The sequence below is a fragment of the Achromobacter sp. UBA4530 genome, from assembly GCF_002388205.1.
GTDB lineage: Bacteria > Pseudomonadota > Gammaproteobacteria > Burkholderiales > Burkholderiaceae_B > Achromobacter > Achromobacter animicus.
In genome coordinates this window covers 63290-81876 of sequence record NZ_DGMA01000022.1, presented here as the reverse complement: position 1 = coordinate 81876, position 18587 = coordinate 63290, and the positions used below count along the sequence as shown (strand labels likewise).

At 65.7% G+C, this 18587-nt stretch carries 12 protein-coding genes and 1 tRNA gene; 9 read left to right on the top strand and 4 right to left on the bottom strand.

Going from position 1 to position 18587, the window contains the following annotated elements; all coding sequences use genetic code 11:
* Positions 1–73: 73 nt before the first annotated feature.
* Complete coding sequence (locus B2W22_RS16120; RefSeq protein WP_286938743.1) at positions 74–1048, bottom strand: c-type cytochrome; 975 nt, start codon at positions 1046–1048, stop codon at positions 74–76.
* 231 nt (positions 1049–1279) lie between these two features.
* Here B2W22_RS16120 and B2W22_RS16115 point away from each other — a divergent pair.
* Together B2W22_RS16115 and B2W22_RS16110 are read left to right on the top strand one after the other, a co-directional pair.
* A tRNA-Arg gene (locus B2W22_RS16115) sits at positions 1280–1354 on the top strand.
* Between the two features lie 227 nt (positions 1355–1581).
* The gene (locus B2W22_RS16110) at positions 1582–2493 is read left to right on the top strand and encodes a LysR family transcriptional regulator (protein WP_286938741.1); all 912 of its coding nucleotides are present in this window, start codon (positions 1582–1584) and stop codon (positions 2491–2493) included.
* Between the two features lie 30 nt (positions 2494–2523).
* Here B2W22_RS16110 and B2W22_RS16105 read toward each other — a convergent pair whose 3' ends face one another.
* Complete coding sequence (locus B2W22_RS16105) at positions 2524–2991, bottom strand: Rid family hydrolase (protein ID WP_175139451.1); 468 nt, start codon at positions 2989–2991, stop codon at positions 2524–2526.
* 382 nt (positions 2992–3373) lie between these two features.
* Between B2W22_RS16105 and B2W22_RS16100 the strand changes: the two genes are divergently transcribed.
* A complete protein-coding gene (locus tag B2W22_RS16100) occupies positions 3374–6514 on the top strand; it encodes an autotransporter outer membrane beta-barrel domain-containing protein (protein WP_286938759.1) in 3141 nt (1046 codons plus the stop codon).
* A 230-nt stretch (positions 6515–6744) separates the two neighbouring features.
* Here the strand turns inward: B2W22_RS16100 and B2W22_RS16095 are convergent, their stop codons facing one another.
* Positions 6745–7233 carry a hypothetical protein gene (locus B2W22_RS16095; protein ID WP_286938739.1) on the bottom strand — a complete coding sequence of 163 codons (489 nt, stop codon included), beginning with the start codon at positions 7231–7233 and terminating at the stop codon, positions 6745–6747.
* A gap of 360 nt (positions 7234–7593) precedes the next feature.
* Here B2W22_RS16095 and B2W22_RS16090 point away from each other — a divergent pair, with 360 nt between their 5' ends.
* Together B2W22_RS16090 and B2W22_RS16085 are read left to right on the top strand one after the other, a co-directional pair.
* Positions 7594–10281 (top strand): autotransporter outer membrane beta-barrel domain-containing protein, encoded by a 2688-nt coding sequence (locus B2W22_RS16090; protein ID WP_286938737.1) that lies wholly within the window; start codon positions 7594–7596, stop codon positions 10279–10281.
* 501 nt (positions 10282–10782) lie between these two features.
* Positions 10783–14157 carry an autotransporter outer membrane beta-barrel domain-containing protein gene (locus B2W22_RS16085; RefSeq protein ID WP_286938735.1) on the top strand — a complete coding sequence of 1125 codons (3375 nt, stop codon included), beginning with the start codon at positions 10783–10785 and terminating at the stop codon, positions 14155–14157.
* Between the two features lie 124 nt (positions 14158–14281).
* Here B2W22_RS16085 and B2W22_RS16080 read toward each other — a convergent pair whose 3' ends face one another.
* On the bottom strand, positions 14282–14527 hold the full coding sequence (locus B2W22_RS16080) for a hypothetical protein (RefSeq protein ID WP_056327580.1): 246 nt from the start codon (positions 14525–14527) through the stop codon (positions 14282–14284).
* Positions 14528–14744: 217 nt separating this feature from the next.
* On the opposite strand from B2W22_RS16080, the gene B2W22_RS16075 reads away from it, so the two are divergent.
* The 4 genes from B2W22_RS16075 to B2W22_RS16060 all read left to right on the top strand — a co-directional run bounded on the left by B2W22_RS16075 (position 14745) and on the right by B2W22_RS16060 (position 18558).
* The gene (locus B2W22_RS16075) at positions 14745–15869 is read left to right on the top strand and encodes a cupin domain-containing protein (protein ID WP_175125129.1); all 1125 of its coding nucleotides are present in this window, start codon (positions 14745–14747) and stop codon (positions 15867–15869) included.
* A gap of 67 nt (positions 15870–15936) precedes the next feature.
* Positions 15937–16848 carry a fumarylacetoacetate hydrolase family protein gene (locus tag B2W22_RS16070; protein ID WP_175125130.1) on the top strand — a complete coding sequence of 304 codons (912 nt, stop codon included), beginning with the start codon at positions 15937–15939 and terminating at the stop codon, positions 16846–16848.
* Positions 16849–16859: 11 nt separating this feature from the next.
* Complete coding sequence (locus B2W22_RS16065) at positions 16860–17615, top strand: GntR family transcriptional regulator (RefSeq protein ID WP_286938733.1); 756 nt, start codon at positions 16860–16862, stop codon at positions 17613–17615.
* A 28-nt stretch (positions 17616–17643) separates the two neighbouring features.
* Entirely contained in the window at positions 17644–18558 is a 915-nt protein-coding gene (locus B2W22_RS16060) for a LysR family transcriptional regulator (protein WP_175125132.1), read from the top strand.
* Positions 18559–18587 lie beyond the last annotated feature (29 nt).

The window sequence follows — 18587 nt, the reverse complement described above, 5'->3', positions numbered from 1 at the left end:
AGCCGGGTCACCGGATAAAAAAAGCCCCTTGAAGATTCAAGGGGCTTTTTATCGCCTGCGATGCGGGCGGGTATTACTTGGCGGCGTTCACCATGAACTCCACGGCGGCGCGGATGTCGTCTTCCGAGGCGTTGGCTGCGCCGCCCTTGGGAGGCATTGCACCCTTGCCCGTCATGGCGACCTTGACCATCGCGTCCATGCCGGTCTTGATGTAGGGCTCCCAGGCGGCCTTGTCGCCGAACTTGGGCGCGTTGGCCACGCCCGTGGCGTGGCACGCGAAACAGGCCGTCTTGTAGAGCTGTTCGCCCGCCGGGTTGACGGCGGCGGCCTTTTGTTCGGGGGCGGGAGCGGCGGCAGCAGGAGCGGCGGCAGCCGGTGCGGCGGCGGCAGGAGCAGCGGCAGCAGGAGCGGCGGCAGCCGGTGCGGCGGCGGCAGGAGCAGCGGCGGCGGGCGCGGCAGCAGCGGGAGCCGCCGGCGCCGGTGCAGCGGCTTGCGCGGCCGGTGCGGCTTCGCCTTCCTTCTTGGCGCCGTCTTCAGCGGGGGCTGCCGGTTCCGGCAGCGAGGCGCCGGACTTATTGGCCATGTAGACCACGGCGCGCGCGACTTCGTAGTCGGACAGGGCCGGGTTGCCGCCCTTGGCGGGCATGCCGCCCTTGCCGTGCAGCGCGACCTTCATCATCTCGTCGTAGCCAGCCTTGATGAAAGGCGCCCACGCGGCGTTGTCGCCCAGCTTGGGTGCGCCAGCCACGCCAGCGGTGTGACAGGCCGTACAGACGGTGGCGAAGACCTGTTCGCCGGTCTTGAAGACCTTGGGCGCGTTGGCGTCAACGAGTTCGAATCCCGCAACGGGCGCGATCCGCCGTGCGACGGCCTCGCCGGACAAAGCGTCCGAGCCGGCGCCGGTCTTGGTGCCGGTGACCACCATGTTCACCAGAAGGATGATGATGGCGATGGGAACCACGAAAGCCAGGACGATCGTGACGATCAGTTGCTTCGGGGTCTTGATGGGGGAGGAGTGCTCTTCTATGTGTTCCTGCTCGTTGCTCATGACCTAATCCTGCTAACGGGTACCGGGGGCGCCTGGCGGCGGCAACAGAAAATCAGAACTGCACAAGTCGGCGGCAACTCATGCCCGCCTGCAAGCAAACGCTGGATTATATAACGGTGTCATGGACGATCGTCCAATGAGAAAGGACGGGTTTTCGATGAGTTTGCCGGAGGATTTGATCCAGTTCATGCAGAACGCGTAAAACTGGGTACAATACCGCCTCCTTGCGCTGCGCCCGTAGTTCAATGGATAGAATGAGAGTTTCCGAAGCTCTTGATACAGGTTCGATTCCTGTCGGGCGCGCCAACTGATTAAAGCAGTGCGTTGTTCCGGGCCCTTCATGGGCCCTTTTTTGTTTTCGCCGATACTGCGGGCGAAAGCCCGTGGACAAAATCGCGCGGGCACAATCGCGAGGGCAAATCGCGAGGGCAGGATCACCGACGATTCCTAATAATCCGCCGCGAAAGAGCATCCGCCAATCATCGTGCCGTCCAAAACCCGCAAAAACTCAGACGCACTCCGATCGCCCTTCCATGGGACAGCGCGACGCGGCGCAACAGTTGTCATGGGATGACCTGCGCATCATCAAGACACTGAGCGACTGCGGCAATCGGTCGATCGCTGCCGAAAAGCTCGGCATCAATGCCTCCACCGTCTCGCGCCGCGTGGCGCACGCCGAAGCCGCGTTGGGCGTCGCGTTGTTCGACCGGCGGCACGCGGGCTACAAGCTGACGCCTGAGGGCACGGAGCTGCGCGCACTGAGCGAGCGCGTCGAACTCGATGTCGTCAGCGTGGCCCGACGCATTTCCGGTGCCGCGCACGATCCGCAGGGCACGCTGCGCGTGGCCACCAGCGATTCGCTCCTGCTGTATTTCCTGACGCCCATCATTGCTGAATTCAGAGCGGCGCATCCCTCATTGACCGTCGAGGTGCTGGTTGGCAACGGCACACTGGATCTAGCGCGGGACGAATCCGACGTCGCGCTCAGGGCGACGCGGCGCCCGCCCGAGAGCTGGGTGGGACGCAGACTGGCAGGCATCGCGTGGGCGCCTTACGGGGCTGCGCAGCAATTTGGCCGCAAGACACCCGCCGCCGAACGCCTTTACGAGCTGGATTGGGTGTCGTACGCGGGCGGGCTGTCCGGGCTCAAGGCCGCGCACTACCTTGAAAGCCGTGTGGCGCCATCCCGCATTGCCTACCGGTCGGACTCGGTTGCGGCAGTAAGCGCGGGTATCTCGGCCGGCCTGGGCATGGGCTACCTGCCCTGCATGCTGGGCGACACGATGGCCGATGTGGTGCGCGTCGGTCCCGTCGTGCCCGAGCTTCAGGATGAGCTTTGGCTGCTCACCCATCCTGACATCCGCGGATCCCGGCGCGTCCAGGCTTTCATGCGCTTTTGCGCCGCGGCCGTGGCCAAGCAGAAGGCGTTGATCGAGGGCCGCTAGGCCCTTTTCCCGCCAAGCAGCAGTGCCCGGTCAGCCGGCAGCCTTGGGACGCAGGATGGCCTTGCAAGCGATCTCGATCAACTGCGCAGGCATCGCCAGACGCGACACGCCGATCAGGTTGCTGGCCACTTGCGGACGGTCGGTGCCGTACGCGGCCTTGCGCACCTTGCCCGCCGCTGCAAAGGCGGCATCCACATCCAGCACATACAACGTTTCTTCGACGACGTTATCCAGCGTGGCGCCGAATTTGCCCAGCAACACCGCCAGGTTCTCGTAGGTGGCGCGCATCTGCGCTTCCATCGTGGAGAAGTCGCGCGGCTTGCCTTGGTCGTCCAGTTCGGCCGGCGCGATCAGGTTGCCGTCCTGGTCGTGGTTGAGCTGGCCCGACACATAGATTTCGTTGCCCACCTGCACCGCCTGCGCATACCCATAGGCGTCTTCCCACGGCACGCCCCAGTAGGCGGTTTTCTTGTCGAGCGGGTTCGCTTGCGTTGTCATGGTTTTCTCCTCGGGGATATGGGAAAGAAGGTGGGTGATCAGAAGGCTCCAGCGTAACCGTGGCACGAAGTTCCGGGAGCGCATTACTGCGCTTTCAAGATGCAAATTTGCACTTTGATTGCCGCCGGCATGAATACACCCTTGCCGCCGCAAACGTTCCGGTGGGCTGGCACGTTATCGAATTCAGAGCAACCGAGACTCGTCGGATTCCCAAGCGGACGTTGATCCTGATAAGCGGGTCGCGCCATCGGAGTAAACGTACTCTGGGTGAGGCCGGGGCGCTTGAACACAATCGATCACACCGACGCGATGCGCTTTGACGATCAGCCGAGCTGAACGAACAGAAGCCGCGCGTCTATCCCACACCCAGGATGATCGATTGATGCTCGTGGATTCCCGCGCGGCGCTGCGCCGCGCAGATTCAATGCTGTTTCCCAATGCCAGAACAACCGCGATCAAGCTCTGCCTTGGTCTGTTGCTGCTGTCCGTGAACATGTCACACCAACCCGATGCCTGGGGCGCGATCGTGGGTGTTTCGGGGGCCGGCGGCCTCGGCGGCGCACCCAATGGAGGCCGCGGCGGCGACGGTGGCAACGGAGATGCCGCCCTGGACCTGACGACGTCATACACCATGGTCGGCGACGTCGAGGGCGGGGCCGGCGGCGGCGGCGGGGGAGGCGGGGGCGGCGGGCATGGTCACTCCATGGGGGGAGCGGGTGGCGACGGCGGCAACGGCGGAGTCGGCGTCGTCATCTCGGGCGACGCGGTGGTATTGCACAACGATGGCTGGTCGATCCGCGGCGGCAAGGGCGGCGGTGGCGGAGGGGGAGGCGGCTCCACCTTCCACCCCTCCGTAGAGCCGGACGGCGGTCGCGGTGGCGACGGCTCGATGGGCGTTGACGGCGCTGCCGGCGGGGGCGGCGGAGGGGGCGCACACGTGCGGGCGGCCTTCGGCGGAGACGGCGGCAACGGGGGAGAAAATGGCCTGACTGCCGGCGGGGGCCCTCCAGGCATCTCCTGGGCTGGCGGCGGGGGCGGGGGCGGAGGTGCTTCCGTCAACGGGGGGGCGCCGGGCGCAGACGTGTGGCCGATCCTGATCGAGGGAATTGGGGGGGCGGGCGGCATTGCCGGCGGGGCATCCGGCGTCAACGGAGGCGATGCCAAACCGTATGAAGGTTTCGCCGCAGGCGGTGGCGGCGGCGGCGCGCCAGGCGGCGATGGCGGTAACGGCGGACAGTACTCGCGTTTCGATACGAACGGGGGCGGCGCAGCCGGCAGCAGCAATCACGGCGTCTATGTCACGGGGGCCGGCTCAGTCATCATCAACGCGGGCTCCATTATGGCGGGGCCGGTCAACCAGGACACCGCCATCCAGTACGCGGCGACCGCCAGCAATTCGACCTTGATGCTCCGCGAAGGCAGCCTGATTCAGGGGCTCGTCGATGCCACCGAATCCAGCGGCACAAACACGCTGGTCCTGGATGGCGGCGCTGCGCAGGCGTTTGACGTGGGCAAGATCGGCCCCGGCGCGCAGGGTCAGTATCTGGGCTTCAACGCATTCGAGAAAGCGTCTCACGGCACGTGGGCGCTCACGGGTTCGCCCGCGCTGGCGCTTACGCCTTGGACGCTTTCCGGGGGATGGCTTGCGATCACGGAGGACGCGACGCTGGGAGACACGGCGGGCGGCCTCATCTTCGAGGGCGGCGGATTGCAGCTGAACGCCAGCAGCACCTCGCAGCGCGATTTTCAGCTGCGCGGTGATGGCGCGGTCCACACTGCCGACGGCACCGTGTCCGTGATGCACGGAACGATCAGCGGCGCCGGCAACCTCACCAAGACCGGGGCCGGAACATGGATCATCGAACGCAACGATATCGGATCGGGCATTACCACGCCGGCGGCGCAGCTCACGTATGCAGGCGCCACGCGAGTTGATGAGGGCATGCTGGTCATTCAAGGCACGAGCCTGGGGCGGGCCGATCATGCGGCCAGTGTTGCTGGCGCCAGCAACGCGGCCTTGTACCTTGCCAACGGTGCCGTGCTCGACGGCCAGATGGACGGACCGAATCTCGTCATCGATGCGACGAGCCGATGGAACGTCCTGTCCGATACCCCTCATGCCTCGGCGGGAAACAATCTCAGCACCGTCAATGCGCTTCAGCTTGCCGGCAGCATTGCCTTCGCACCGCCCGACGGGTCCAACAACGAGGTCGGCCGAACGCTTACCGCCAACAACCTGGTGGGCGCGGGCGGGCAAGTCCAGTTGCACGTCAGTCCGGCCGGCGCTGCGGATCATCTGACGCTGACCCAGGGCGCCACGGGGTTGACCTACCTGAAGATCATCACGCCCGGCGGCTTCGGAGATCCCATGGCCGGCGACGGGCTGTTGGTGGTCAAGGCCGGCGCCAGCACCGACCATGCGTTTCGCCAATCCCCAGGACAACCCACGCTGGCCGGCGCGTTCAACTACGGGCTGGTGCACGGCGCGCGAAACGGCGCAGCCGATCTGGCCAACAACTGGTATCTGTTCAGCGATGTCCGCCCCGAGGTGTCCATCTACTCGCAGTTGGGCAATCAGGCCTTGCGGCAGTCCGAGGTGGCGGTGGGTTCGTTCAACGAACGGATGGGTGCGACCGAAACACTGGCGCGAACGGTCTATCCGTATGTCTGGGCGCGATCGTTCGGGGTCCTCGAACGCCGGGATGGCGCACCCATGGGGATCCGGCAAGCGAACGTCGCCGTGGATTCGCGGCTGGGCGGGCTACAGGTGGGAACCGACCTGTTCGTGGCCAGCAGAGGCGCCGGCCGCCGGAGCGCGGGCGTGTTCGCTACGGCAATGGCTTCACGCAACGACGTGGCGCACTATCAGGCGTTCACGCGTTCGACTGTGGCTGCCGGCCACAGCGATCAGACCATGTACGGCGTGGGCGCCTACTACACGTTGATCGACGGCAAGGGCGGATACGCCGATTTCGTCGCGCAGGTCAGCCGCTACGGTGTGAAGGCCCATTCGCGCGGCGCGCAAGGTTTGTCTTTGCAGACGTCCGGATGGGGCGCCGCGTTGTCCGCCGAAGCCGGCAAAGCCTTCGACATCAACGAAGCCAGCGGACTGCGCATCGAGCCGCAAGCTCAGGTGATGGTCCAACACGTCAGACTGCGCGACAGCGAAGACCGCGTCGGGCCCGTTGCGCTGCCGGGAATGCGCGCGCTGCACTCGCGTGTGAGCCTGAAGGTTTCCAAAATCTGGGACGCGCAACCCGAGACGCGGCACCACGGCTGGCTGATGCTGAGCTATCGGCACACGCTTGGAAAATCCTCCAGTACTTACCCCACCGCCACGCAGGGCGACATCTCGTTCGACAACGATCTGGATGGGTCGCGCGTGGGCCTGACGGCGGGCTACGACCGGCGCGCGGGCAGGAACACTTTCGTCAACGTGCAGGTGCATGCCGAACAGGGCTTGGGCGGCGCGTCAGGGTTGCGGGCGGTGGGCGGCTCGGTTGGGGTGAAGTACCTGTTCTAGCAATCGCGTGAAACAGGGGGCCGTCGGATAACTGGCAGTGTCTCTAGATTTTCGCCATAGCGATCGTCTGATTTTGCCTGGCAACTGATTCTTATAAATGCTTCTGCGGCATCGGAGTAAACCTACTCTGGGTGAAGCCAGGGCGCATAAAGAGAATCTGAGACACCGACGACACAGGCTTGAACGCTTTACAGCGTGCATCCGTCGTTCGATGTGATTAACCGGATTATTCAAACGCGCAACCGGCCACTCCGGTGTTCCACGTTCTTACGAGACCCAAATAGCAGTTCTGCCTCCGGTGCTATTGAGTTCGTGAGGCCGCGCGTGAATCCACCACCCAGGATGAACCAACGATGCATACGGATTCTTGCTTGGCGTTGCGACATGCGGATTCGATCTCGAACCGAATCGACAAGGTGCGCGGTGTGGCGCTGAAGCTTTGTTTTGGCCTGTCTTTGATCTCTCTTGGACTCTCCCATCATCCCGCTGCGCGCGCCCTGATCGTCGGCGAAGCCGGGGCGGGCGGCACAGGCGGGGCTGCCAATGGCGGTAACGGCGGCGATGGCGGGGATGGTTATGCCGCCTTGGATATCACGACGTCTTACACGACCTATGACGATATTGAAGGGGCGCCTGGCGGAGGCGGCGGCGGTGGCGGAGGAGGCGGACAGGGCGGCTTCGTCGGCGGCGCAGGCGGCGCGGGCGGAAATGGCGGGCACGGCATCGTCATCTCGGGAGACGACGTGGTTCTGCAGAACAACGGTTACTCGATCAGCGGCGGCAAGGGCGGTGGAGGTGGAGGCGGAGGCGGGGGCGCCTTCGATAATTCGTTGACCAGTGACGGCGGTCGTGGCGGCGACGGCGCGGGGGGCACGGGGGGCGGTGGCGGCGGTGGCGGCGGGGGCGGTGCCGACATTAATCCCAACGGACCGAACGGGTCGGGATTCGGGGGGAACGGCGGCCACGGAGGCACCGAGGGTTTGCCCGGCGGCGGCGATGCGCCCGGGGCCAGCCCCTATGCAGGTGGCGGCGGTGGGGGCGGTGGCACCTACACCAACGGAGGATCGCAAGGTCAGGCTTTGTTCAAGAGTCAGTTCCCGGCCGTGGGTGGCGCGGGGGGCGATGCCGGCGGTGAGTCCGGCGTGGATGGCGCCACCGCAAACCCGGAAGTGGCGGAAGCCGTGGCATCGGGGATGGATCCGCAACAGGCGCTACAACAGTACTTAGAAGGTTACGGCGGTGGCGGCGGCGGCGGTGGGGCGGCCGGCGGATCGGGCGGCAACGGCGGTCCAGGTAGCGGATACCCCGGCGGTTTCGCGGGCGGCGCCGGCGGCAACAGCGGTCATGGCGTTCACGTCACCGGCGCCAACTCCGTGATCATCAATTCAGGAACGATTTCACAGGGGCCGGCGAACCAGAACATCGCCATCAAGTATGCGGCGACCGCCCGCGATTCCACGCTGGTTCTGCAAGCCGGCAGCGAAATCGTCGGCCTGGTCGACGCCACGGAGTCGGGTGGCAAGAATACGCTGGCTCTGGATGGCGGCGCCGCGCTGGCCTTTGACGTCAGTCAGATCGGAAGTGGCGCGCAGGCGCAATACCTGGGCTTCAATGCCTTCGAAAAAACGTCGGCCGGAACATGGACGCTGACAGGAACGCCCAGCCAGGCCCTCACACCCTGGACCCTGTCGGGCGGGTGGCTTGCGATCGCCGACGACGCCAGCCTGGGCGACGCGGCCGGCGCCGTCACGCTCAACGGCGGCGGACTGCAACTGGATGCCGACATCCTGACGCAGCGCGACATGCAGTTCGCGGGAGAGGGCGCGATCCGTGCGGCGGACGGCACGGTATCCGTGATGCAAGGCGCGATCATGGGATCGGGCACGCTGACCAAGACCGGCGCGGGCACGTGGATCATCGACCGCGACAATGCCTTTGATGGCGACACGCTGATTGACGATGGCGTGCTGCAGCTCGGCACGGGTCAGACCGCAGGATCGTTGGGGGCGGGCGCTTTCGAGAACCACGCCGTCCTGGCCATCGACCGCGCCGATGCGGTCGTCATGTCCAACGCCATATCGGGTACGGGCGAACTGCGACAGGCAGGCCCGGGCACGACCACGCTGACCGGACCGCTCACCTATACCGGTGTCACGAGGGTGGACAATGGCACGCTGGTCCTCGACGGCACGTCGTTGGGCCAGGCCGATCATGCGATCGCCCGGGTCATCGGTGCGGGCAGTGCGGGCATGGGCCTGGCCAACGGCGCCACGCTCGAAGGTTGGGTGGATGGGCCGAGTCTTTCCATCGACGCGTCCAGCCGGTGGCACATCTTGACCGATGCGTCCAACCCCGCGCAAGACAACAACCTCAGCACGGTCAACGAACTCCGGCTTGCCGGCAGCGTTGCCTTTGCGCCACCCGCCGAATGGACCACCGATGCGATCGGACGCACGTTGTCCGCCAACAACCTGGCAGGGGGCGGTGGTGAAGTGCAGCTGCACATGATTCCCACTGCCGCCGGCACCGTGGATTACCTGACCTTGAACGCCGGAGCGACGGGCTTGACCAATCTGACGCTCAACGCCGAGGGCGATTTTGGCGATCCGCTCCGAGGAAACGGCTTTCTGGTGGTCAAGGCAGGCGCCAGCACGGACAACGCGTTCAGGCTGACGCCGGGACAGGCTCCGCGGGGCGGTGCGTTTCGCTATGTATTGGCGCATGGCGCGCAGGACGGCTCGCCGGAACTCGCCAACAACTGGTACTTGATCAGCGAAGTCCGCCCCGAGGTCTCCATCTACTCGCAGTTGGGCGGGCAAGCCCTGCGGCAGTCGGAACTGGCGGTCGGCACTTTCAACGAACGTATGGGCGCCACCGAAACGCTGTCTCGGAAGGTATACCCGTTTGCCTGGGCCAGAACGCTCGGGGGCTGGGAAAACCGCGACGGCGCGTCGCGCGGCATTCTGCAATCACAGGTCGCAAGCCGCACGACGCTGGGCGGGCTGCAGGTGGGAACGGACTTGTTCGTGACCAACACGGGGATTCGCCGCAACAGCATTGGGGTGTTCGGGACTGCGATGGTCTCGCGCGCGCAGGTGGATCATTATCAGGAATCCACGCGTTCAACGATCGATGCCGGCCGCAGCGATCAGACGATGTACGGCCTGGGCGCGTACTACACGATGATGGACGGCAAGGGCGGATATGCCGACTTCGTCACGCAGATCAGCCGGTATGGCGTCCAAACGCAATCGAGCGGCGCGGCCGGCATGTCGCTACAAACATCGGGATGGGGCGTGGCGCTGTCGGCCGAAGCCGGCAAGGCGTTCGACATCGGCGACGCGTCCGAAGGGCTGCGAATTGAACCGCAAGCGCAGGTGATGGTCCAGCACATCAAGCTGCGCGACAGCGATGATGACCTTGGCCGCGTGGCGCTGCCCAAATCTCATGCGCTGCATTCGCGCGTGAGCCTGAAGCTGTCGAAAGCCTGGGGCGAGCAGGACGATGCGCAGAACCATGGGTGGCTCATGCTGAGTTACCGGCACACGCTGGGGGACTCGACCAGCTCTTACCAGACGCTGACGCAAGGCGATATCGCGTTCGACAACAAGCTGGATGGATCGCGCGTGGGCCTGTCGGCGGGCTATGACCGGCGGGCGGGCAAGAACACGTTCATCAATGTTCAGCTGAATGCCGAGCAGGGCCTGGGGGGCGAGTCGGGGTTGCTCGCCGTGGGTGGATCGGTCGGCATCAAGTATCTGTTCTAGCGAACACAGAACATCCCTCGCGTAGGCGCCCCGCCGCATAGCGGCTGCGCGGGTATTCGCTCATTTAGGATCAGTCGTATTTCGACGGCTGGAATCGATGGCTTTGGAAGTTTGCGGGCCAACGGAGTAAACGTACTCTCGGCGAATCCTGCGCGCATACACAGAATCAATTGCGCCGACGATATGGGTATCAATAATTACTTGAGACTACCCAGCCGACGTCGCGCGATGTCATTAATCGGAATTCAGCGCGCAACCGGCAAGTCCGGTGTTCCACGTTCTTAAAACCTCAAGCAGACGATTTCGCCTGGTGCAGCCCGATGCGCCGGGAGCCATTGTTTTCGTGAAGCCGCGCGTGAATCCACTACCCAGGATGAACCAGAGATGCACACGGATTCTTGCTTGGCGTTGCGACACGCACATTCGACCCCGACTCAAATCCACAAAGCGCGCGGCATCACGCTCAGGCTTTTCTTTGGCCTGTCCTTGATCTCTCTCGGCATGTCCCCACATCCCGCTGCGCGCGCGCTGATCATTGGCGAGGCAGGCGTCGGCGGCGTTGGCGGGGCTGCCAATGGCGGCAGAGGCGGGGACGGCGGGGATGGCATTACCGCCCTGGATATCACGACGTCCTATACGACCTATGACGACATTGAAGGGGCGCCCGGCGGCGGGGGCGGCGGCGGCGGGGGCGGCGGACGCGGCGGTATCGTGGGGGGCGCGGGAGGCTCGGGAGGTAACGGCGGGCACGGCATCGTGATCTCGGGCGACGGCGTGGTCTTGCATAACGACGGGTACGCGATCAGCGGCGGCAAGGGCGGCGGCGGCGGGGGCGGTGGCGGGGGCGCTTTTCATATGACCGTGTCCAGTAATGGCGGCCGCGGCGGTGACGGAGGCGGGGGCGCGGGCGGCGGTGGCGGCGGCGGGGGTGGCGGCGGCGCGGACCTCACCTTTGGCGGCGCGTTTGGGACAGGCTTTGGCGGAGATGGGGGCCACGCGGGTGGCAATGGTTCGTCGGGCGGAGGCAATATCCAGAGCCCAGGGGCCAGCAAGTTTGCAGGCGGTGGCGGCGGGGGCGGTGGCACCTACACCCACGGAGGAACGCCCGGCCAGGCTTTATTCGAGAGTCAGATTTCCGGCATGGGTGGCGGGGGCGGCATCGCCGGCGGAGAGTCGGGGGTAGACGGCGGCATCGCCAACCCTGAAGCGGCCGAAGCGCTGGAGTTGGGGTTGAGCCGGCAAGAAATCGATGCCGTCCTGGACGGCTACGGCGGTGGCGGAGGCGGCGGCGGGGCGGCTGGCGGATCGGGCGGCAACGGCGGGCCTGGCAGCTACGTCGAGGGCGGCCCCGCGGGCGGCGCCGGGGGCACGAGCGGTCACGGCGTCTACGTCACGGGCGCCAACTCCGTAATCATCAATACGGGCACGATATCGCAGGGCCCGGAGAACCAGGACACCGCCATCAAGTATGCCGCGACCGCCCGTGATTCCACGCTGGTGCTCAAGGCGCAGGGCGGCTGGGACAACCCGGACAGCCAGATCATCGGCCTGGTCGATGCCACGGAATCGGGCGGCACGAATACGCTCGTTCTTGATGGTGGCTGGGACGCCCGCCTGGACTACGACAACAACGTCTTCGATGTCAGCCTGATCGGAACCGGTGCGACCGGACCGGCCCAATATCTGGGCTTCAATGCCTTCGAGAAAACGTCGGCCGGAACCTGGAAGCTGATAGGCGGGACCGGCCAGGTCGGAACGCCGTGGACGCTGTCGGGCGGGTGGCTCGCGATTGACCACGACATCAATCTGGGTGATCGGTCAGGCACGCTTACCTTCAACGGCGGCGGGCTGCAGGTGGAGGCTGCGACGGTGATGGACCGTGACATGCATTTCGCCAGAGACGGCGTGATCCGGACAGGAAATCCAGAGCTGGCGACGCAAGGGCAGGCGGCGGACGTACACCTGTTCGGAAACATCACCGGATCGGGCGCGCTTATCAAGACCGGCGCGGGAACCTTGTCCATCGGTCGTGACAATGACGCCTTTTCCGGCGCGGTCGTCATCGAAGAAGGGGTGCTTCAGCTTGGCGCCGGCGGAACGCAATACGGTGGATCTCTGGGCGCAGGTGCGATCGAAAACAATGCCGTCCTGGCGATGTCTCAGCACCGAGGCGCGTTCTCCAATGCCATATCGGGTAGCGGCGAGCTGCATCAGTTGGAAGGCATGACGACGCTGACGGGCCCGCTCACGTACACCGGCATCACGCGGCTATTCGACGGCGCGCTTGAGATCCGGGGGACGTCGCTGGGCCAGGCCGATCATGCGGTCGCCCGGGTCGTGGGTGCGGTTGGCGCCGATCTGCGTCTGGCAGGTGGCGCCACGCTCGACGGTTGGGTGGATGGACCCAGTCTCGCCATCGACGCGACCAGCAAATGGAACGTGCTGACCGATGCTTCCAACCCCGCGCAAGCAAACAACCTCAGCACCGTCGGTGAACTTCGGCTTGAAGGCAGCGTCGCGTTTGCACCGCCCGCGGACTGGGCCCACGATGAGATCGGCCGAACGCTCACCGCCAACAATCTGGTGGGCAGTGGCGGCGAAGTGCAACTGCACTTGGGCCCCCCCGCCAACGGCGCAGCGGATTACCTCACCTTGAACGCCGGGGCCACGGGGCTGACCAACCTGACGATCAACACCGACGGCGGCTTCGGCGATGCCTTCAGCGGAAACGGCTATCTGCTGGTCAAGGCCGGCGCCAGCACGGACAACGCATTCCAGCAAACGCCTGGACAAGCTTCGCGGAGCGGCGCGTTCCACTACGTGCTGACGCATGGCGCGCTGGATGGCTCACCGGAACTTGCCAACAACTGGTATTTGATCAGCGAGACCCGCCCCGAGGTCTCGCTGTACTCGCAGCTGGGCGGCCAAGCCTTGAGGCAGTCCGAAGTGGCGGTGGGGACGTTCAATGAACGCATGGGCGCCACCGAAACGCTGGCTCGGAAGGTTTACCCTTATGCGTGGGCCAGAACGCTGGGCGGATGGGAAAACCGCGATGGCGCTTCGCGCGGCATCCTGCAGTCTCAGGTTGGAAGCCGCACGACGCTGGGCGGCCTGCAGGTGGGCACGGACCTCTTCGTGACCAGCCAGGGCATCCGCCGCAACAGTCTGGGCGTGTTCGGCACCGCGATGGTATCCCGAGCCGACGTGGATCATTTCGAGGCATCCACGCGTTCGACCATCAATGCCGGCCGCAGCGATCAGACGATGTACGGTCTGGGCGCGTACTACACGATGATGGACGGCAAGGGCGGGTATGCCGACTTCGTCACGCAGATCAGCCGCTATGGCGTGAAAACCCAATCGAACGGCGCGGATGGCATGTCGATGCAGACGTCGGGTTGGGGCGTGGCGTTGTCGGCCGAAGCCGGCAAGGCGTTCGACATTGGCGATGCGTCCAACGGACTTCGACTCGAACCTCAGGCGCAGGTGATGGTCCAGCACGTCAAGCTGCGCGACGGCGATGATGACGTTGGCCAAGTGGCGTTGCCGGCATCGCATGCGCTGCATTCGCGCGTGAGTCTGAAGCTGTCCAAAGCGTGGGGCGAGCAGGACGGCGCGCAGAACCACGGATGGCTGATGCTGAGCTACCGGCACACGCTGGGGGAATCGTCCAGTTCCTACCAGACGCTGACGCAAGGCGATATTGCCTTTGACAACAAGCTGGACGGATCGCGCGTGGGGCTATCGGCGGGCTACGACCGTCGGGCCGGCAAGAACACGTTCGTCAATGTGCAGTTGAACGCCGAGCAGGGATTGGGCGGCGCTTTGGGCTTGCGCGCGGTGGGTGGCTCGGTGGGGATCAAGTATCTGTTCTAGCGTTCGCAGATCAGGCGTCTGCGAATGACGGATCCCACGGAGGTACTGGCCGCGTGCTGGCATTGCACGCCAAGCCATTGAATCGCCCGCCCCGCGTGCATGCGGGGCGGGCGATTTCCGTTGGCTAGTCGTCCAGTGAAGGCACGGTGCCGATCTGCATCAGGATGCGCGGCGATTCCATGTCGCCGGTTTCCTTGTCGATCATCACTTCATAGGCCGCGACGCCGGCAAATTTGGAGGCCATGGAATTCGCGATGCGGATGGCTCCGAATTCGCTGCTGGCCGGGCGGATTTCCCCGGGGGCGACGCCATTGGCGGCGGCGCGGTAGGGAACGACGATGTACTGAACGAGATGAGCAGCTTCTGACACAGGAATTCTCCCCTGGACGACAGTTTTTCGGGCGAGCGCAATGTATCACGTCGCACTGTGTTTTTGTACAGTATTTTTGCCACGGTCGCCAAGATATTTTTGCGAAGCGACTCCGCCGTTCAAGGAAAACCCCTAGCGTTTCGCCATTGCCCGCCCTCCGGCCCCGCGCTTAGTATTTTCGAAAATCCTCAGCGTTTTATAAAACCAGGGGCACGGAATGGAAGGGAACCGCTACGACGCCTACCGCGAAGACACCGCGGGCCGCGCCAATGTGGCCGACTCGCCAGAGCGGGTGGCCTATTACCAGGAGCTGGCGCGGCTGGAGACCGGCGCGCTGTGGACGGTGGCGAACAAGATCGAGCCGTGGGCGCCGCGGTCGGCGTCCGTGCCCGTGGTCTGGCGCTATCAGGACCTGCGCGGTCACGTGCTGCGATCCGCCGAACTGGTGTCCCCCGAAGAGGCGGGACGTCGCGTCATCTACCTGAACAATCCTGGCCGGCGCGACGTGGCGGCCGCGGTGGGCTGGCTGTATTCCGGGCTGCAGGTGATGCGGCCGGGCGAGCTGGCGTCCGCGCATGCGCACACGCATTCGGCGCTGCGCTTCATCATGGAAGGACAGGGCGCGTTCACGGTGGTGGACGGCCACAAGATGACGCTGGGGGCGAATGATTTCGTGCTGACGCCGAACGGCACCTGGCACGAGCACGGCGTGGCCGAGGACGGCACCACCTGCATCTGGCAGGACGGCTTGGACATCCCCCTGGTCAACGCACTGGAAGCGGGCTTTTATGCCGTGCATCCAGACCTGAACCAGACCGTCACGCACCCGGTGGACGACACCAGCGGCGCGTGGGGCGGCGTGGCGCTGCGGCCGCAAGTGTCGGGATGGACGAAGCCGTATTCCCCGCTCTTCAAGTACGAATGGGAGCCCACGTACGAGGCGTTGCGCCGCTACGCGCGCACCACCGCGGGCAGTCCCTACGACGGCATCCTGCTGGAATACGTCAATCCGGCGACGGGCGGCCCCGTCATGCCGACGATTGGCGCCAGCATGCAGCTGCTGCGTCCCGGCGAGCACACAAAGGCGCACCGGCATACCGGCAGCTTCATTTACCAGGTGGCCAAGGGCAGCGGCTTTTCCGTCATCGACGGCAAGCGCTATGACTGGACCGAACGCGACATCTTCTGCGTGCCGTCCTGGGCCATCCACGAACACGCCAACCTGTCGTTCAACGACGACGCATGCCTCTTCTGTTTCAACGATCTGCCCGTCATGCGCTCGCTGGCCCTGTATCGCGAGGAAGCGGTGCAGGACAACGGCGGCCATCAGCAGCTGATCTAGTTTCTGAACGCAAACCGCCGCGCCGTGGCGGCCGGTTCCATCAACCTTTGACCTTCTGGAGTTCCCGATGCGCCTGGTGACCTTTCGCGCTCATCCCACCGCCGCCGCCCGCCTGGGCGCGCTTGTCGACGGCTACGTGATTGACCTGTTCCTGCTGGGTCAGGAAGGCGGGGTCGACTTGCCCGACGACATGTTGGAATTCATCGATCTGGGGCCGGTGGCAGTCGCGCAGGCGACGCGTCTCTTGGACACGTTCCGTGGCAACTGGCCGGTGGGCAGCGCGGTGCCGCAGGAGAACGTGAAGCTGCTGGCGCCCATCCCGCGTCCGCGCAAGAACATCTTCGGCATCGGCTTGAACTACGTGGAGCACGTGGCCGAATCCAGCCGCACGCTGGACACGTCGGCCGATCTGCCCAAGCAGCCCGTCATCTTCTCCAAGCCGCCCACGACGGTGATCGGACCGGGCGACGCCATCGAGCACAACGCGAAGATCACGCAGCAACTGGACTGGGAAGTCGAGCTGGCGGTGATCATCGGACGCCGCGCGTCGCGCGTGGCCGAGGCCGATGCGCTGTCGTACGTGTTCGGCTACAGCGTGATGCTGGACATGAGCGCGCGCGATTGCCGCCGCGCGGGGCAGTGGATCTATTCCAAGGGGCAGGACACGTATGCGCCGTTCGGACCGTGCATCGTGACCGCCGACGAGATTCCCGATCCGCAGGTGCTGGACCTGTGGCTGACGGTCAACGGCGAAAAGAAGCAGGGCTCGAACACGCGGCACATGTTGTTCAAGGTGCCGTTCCTGATCTCCGACATCAGCGCGGGCATCACGCTGGAGCCGGGCGACATCATTGCCACCGGCACGCCGGAGGGCGTGGGCGCCGGCCGCAAACCGCAGGAGTTCCTGTGGCCGGGCGACGTGGTCGTGGCCTGCGTCGAAGGCATCGGCACGCTGCGCCACCCGGTGGTGGCCGTCTAGGAGCGCCGCGCTTGAAACCCAGAATCAAGGCCCCGCGTGAGGATGCGGCGGCAAACGGCGGCGCCGAGATCGAAGACATCACGCTGTCCGAACAGATCTACCGGCAACTGCGCCGCGACATCATGCGCGGCGCGTTTGCGCCGGGCCAGTCGCTGCGGCTGGAATTGCTGCGCCAGCGCTATGGCGGCAGCTTTTCGCCGATCCGCGAGGCGCTGAACCGGTTGCGCAGCGAACGCATGGTGCTCACCACGACGTCGCGCGGGTTTCGCATCGCGCCGCTGTCCGTGGACGAAATGCGCGATGCCTGCGAGACCCGCATCCTGATCGATTGCGACGCGTTGCGCCGGTCGCTGGCCAATGCCGACGACGCCTGGGAGGCTCGGCTGGTCGGCGCGTTTCACGCATTGGCGCTGGCCGCGCGGCGCGCGGACGCCGCGCCGGGGCTGGACCCGGACCGCGAGGACGCATTGGAAGCCCGTCACCAGGATTTTCATCAGGCGCTGATCGGCGCCTGCCGCTCACCCTGGCTGCTGGACCTGTCCGCGCAGTTGTACGCGCAGACCGAGCGCTACCGCCGGCCGGCGCGCGCGCAAGCCATCGCGTACGGCCCTGAACGCGATGTTGACGACGAGCACCGCGCGCTGCTGGATGCGGCGGTGTCGCGCGATGCCGATCGCGCGGTCGCGCTGCTGGCGGCGCACTACCGCGAGACGGCGCAGGTCATCGCGCGCATCCTGTCCCTGCCCGAGGGACAAGCGGCGGCCTAGCACGCGCGATGCCGTAAGCTTGTCGTCCATGGCAGACCTGAAACTCCTCGAAGACCTGATTGCGCTGGCGCAGACCGGCAGCTTCGTGCGTGCGGCCGAGCTGCGGCACGTCACGCATCCCGCTTTCGGGCGGCGCATCCGTGCGCTGGAGACGTGGGCCGGCACACCGCTGGTGGAACGCCAGCGCCTGCCGGTGACGCTGACGCCCGAAGGCGAGACGCTGCTCAAGACGGCGACGCAGGTCGTCGAGCAGATGGGGCTGGTGCGCCATCGCATCCGCAGTTCGGGCGCGGGCGGCGAGGCCGTGCTGCGCATCGCCACGGGCCGCAGCCTGGCGCGCACGCTGGTGGCGGACTGGATTGCGCGGCTGCGCCACCGCACGCCGCGCGTGCTGACGGACGGCACGCAGGTGGAGCTGTCCACCGGCAAGGCGCAGGACCTGGTGGTGCGACTGGAACAGGGCAAGGTCGACCTGTTGTGCTGCTACGAGCATCCGGCGCTGTCCGTGCCGCTCAGCCCTTCGCGCTACCGGTATATGACGCTGGCGACGGACAAGCTGGTGCCGGTCAGCCAGATGGATACCCGGGGCCGGCCGCGTTTTCTGCTGCAGGAGGGCGGGGCGCCCGTGCCGCTCATCACGTACACCGGCGGGCTGGCGATGGAGCGCATCGTGGGGGATCGGCTTGAGGCCACGCCATATGCGCTGACGCCGTTTGTGCGCAGCGATTCCCTGGACGCGGCGCACGGCGCGGTCGCCAAGGGTGTGGGGGTGGCTTGGCTGCCGTGGTCCATGGTGGCGGCCGACTGCCGGCGCGGCGCGCTGGCTGAGCTGGGCGGGCGCAGCGACGAGATCGCATTCGAAGTCCGCCTGTACCGTCCGCGCGCGCGACTGACCGACCTGGCCGAAGCCGCCTGGGAAGCGACGGCGAATCGCAAGGCGTGAATTCAGGTCTGGCCTCGGGTCCGGATTCC

Bases quoted from the DNA above. Each gene is read 5' to 3' on its own strand.
- B2W22_RS16120 (WP_286938743.1), bottom strand. From the start codon at position 1,048: ATGAGCAACGAGCAGGAACACATAGAAGAGCACTCCTCCCCCATCAAG.
- B2W22_RS16110 (WP_286938741.1), top strand. From the start codon at position 1,582: ATGGGACAGCGCGACGCGGCGCAACAGTTGTCATGGGATGACCTGCGC.
- B2W22_RS16105 (WP_175139451.1), bottom strand. From the start codon at position 2,991: ATGACAACGCAAGCGAACCCGCTCGACAAGAAAACCGCCTACTGGGGC.
- B2W22_RS16100 (WP_286938759.1), top strand. From the start codon at position 3,374: ATGCTCGTGGATTCCCGCGCGGCGCTGCGCCGCGCAGATTCAATGCTG.
- B2W22_RS16085 (WP_286938735.1), top strand. From the start codon at position 10,783: ATGTCCCCACATCCCGCTGCGCGCGCGCTGATCATTGGCGAGGCAGGC.
- B2W22_RS16075 (WP_175125129.1), top strand. From the start codon at position 14,745: ATGGAAGGGAACCGCTACGACGCCTACCGCGAAGACACCGCGGGCCGC.
- B2W22_RS16070 (WP_175125130.1), top strand. From the start codon at position 15,937: ATGCGCCTGGTGACCTTTCGCGCTCATCCCACCGCCGCCGCCCGCCTG.
- B2W22_RS16060 (WP_175125132.1), top strand. From the start codon at position 17,644: ATGGCAGACCTGAAACTCCTCGAAGACCTGATTGCGCTGGCGCAGACC.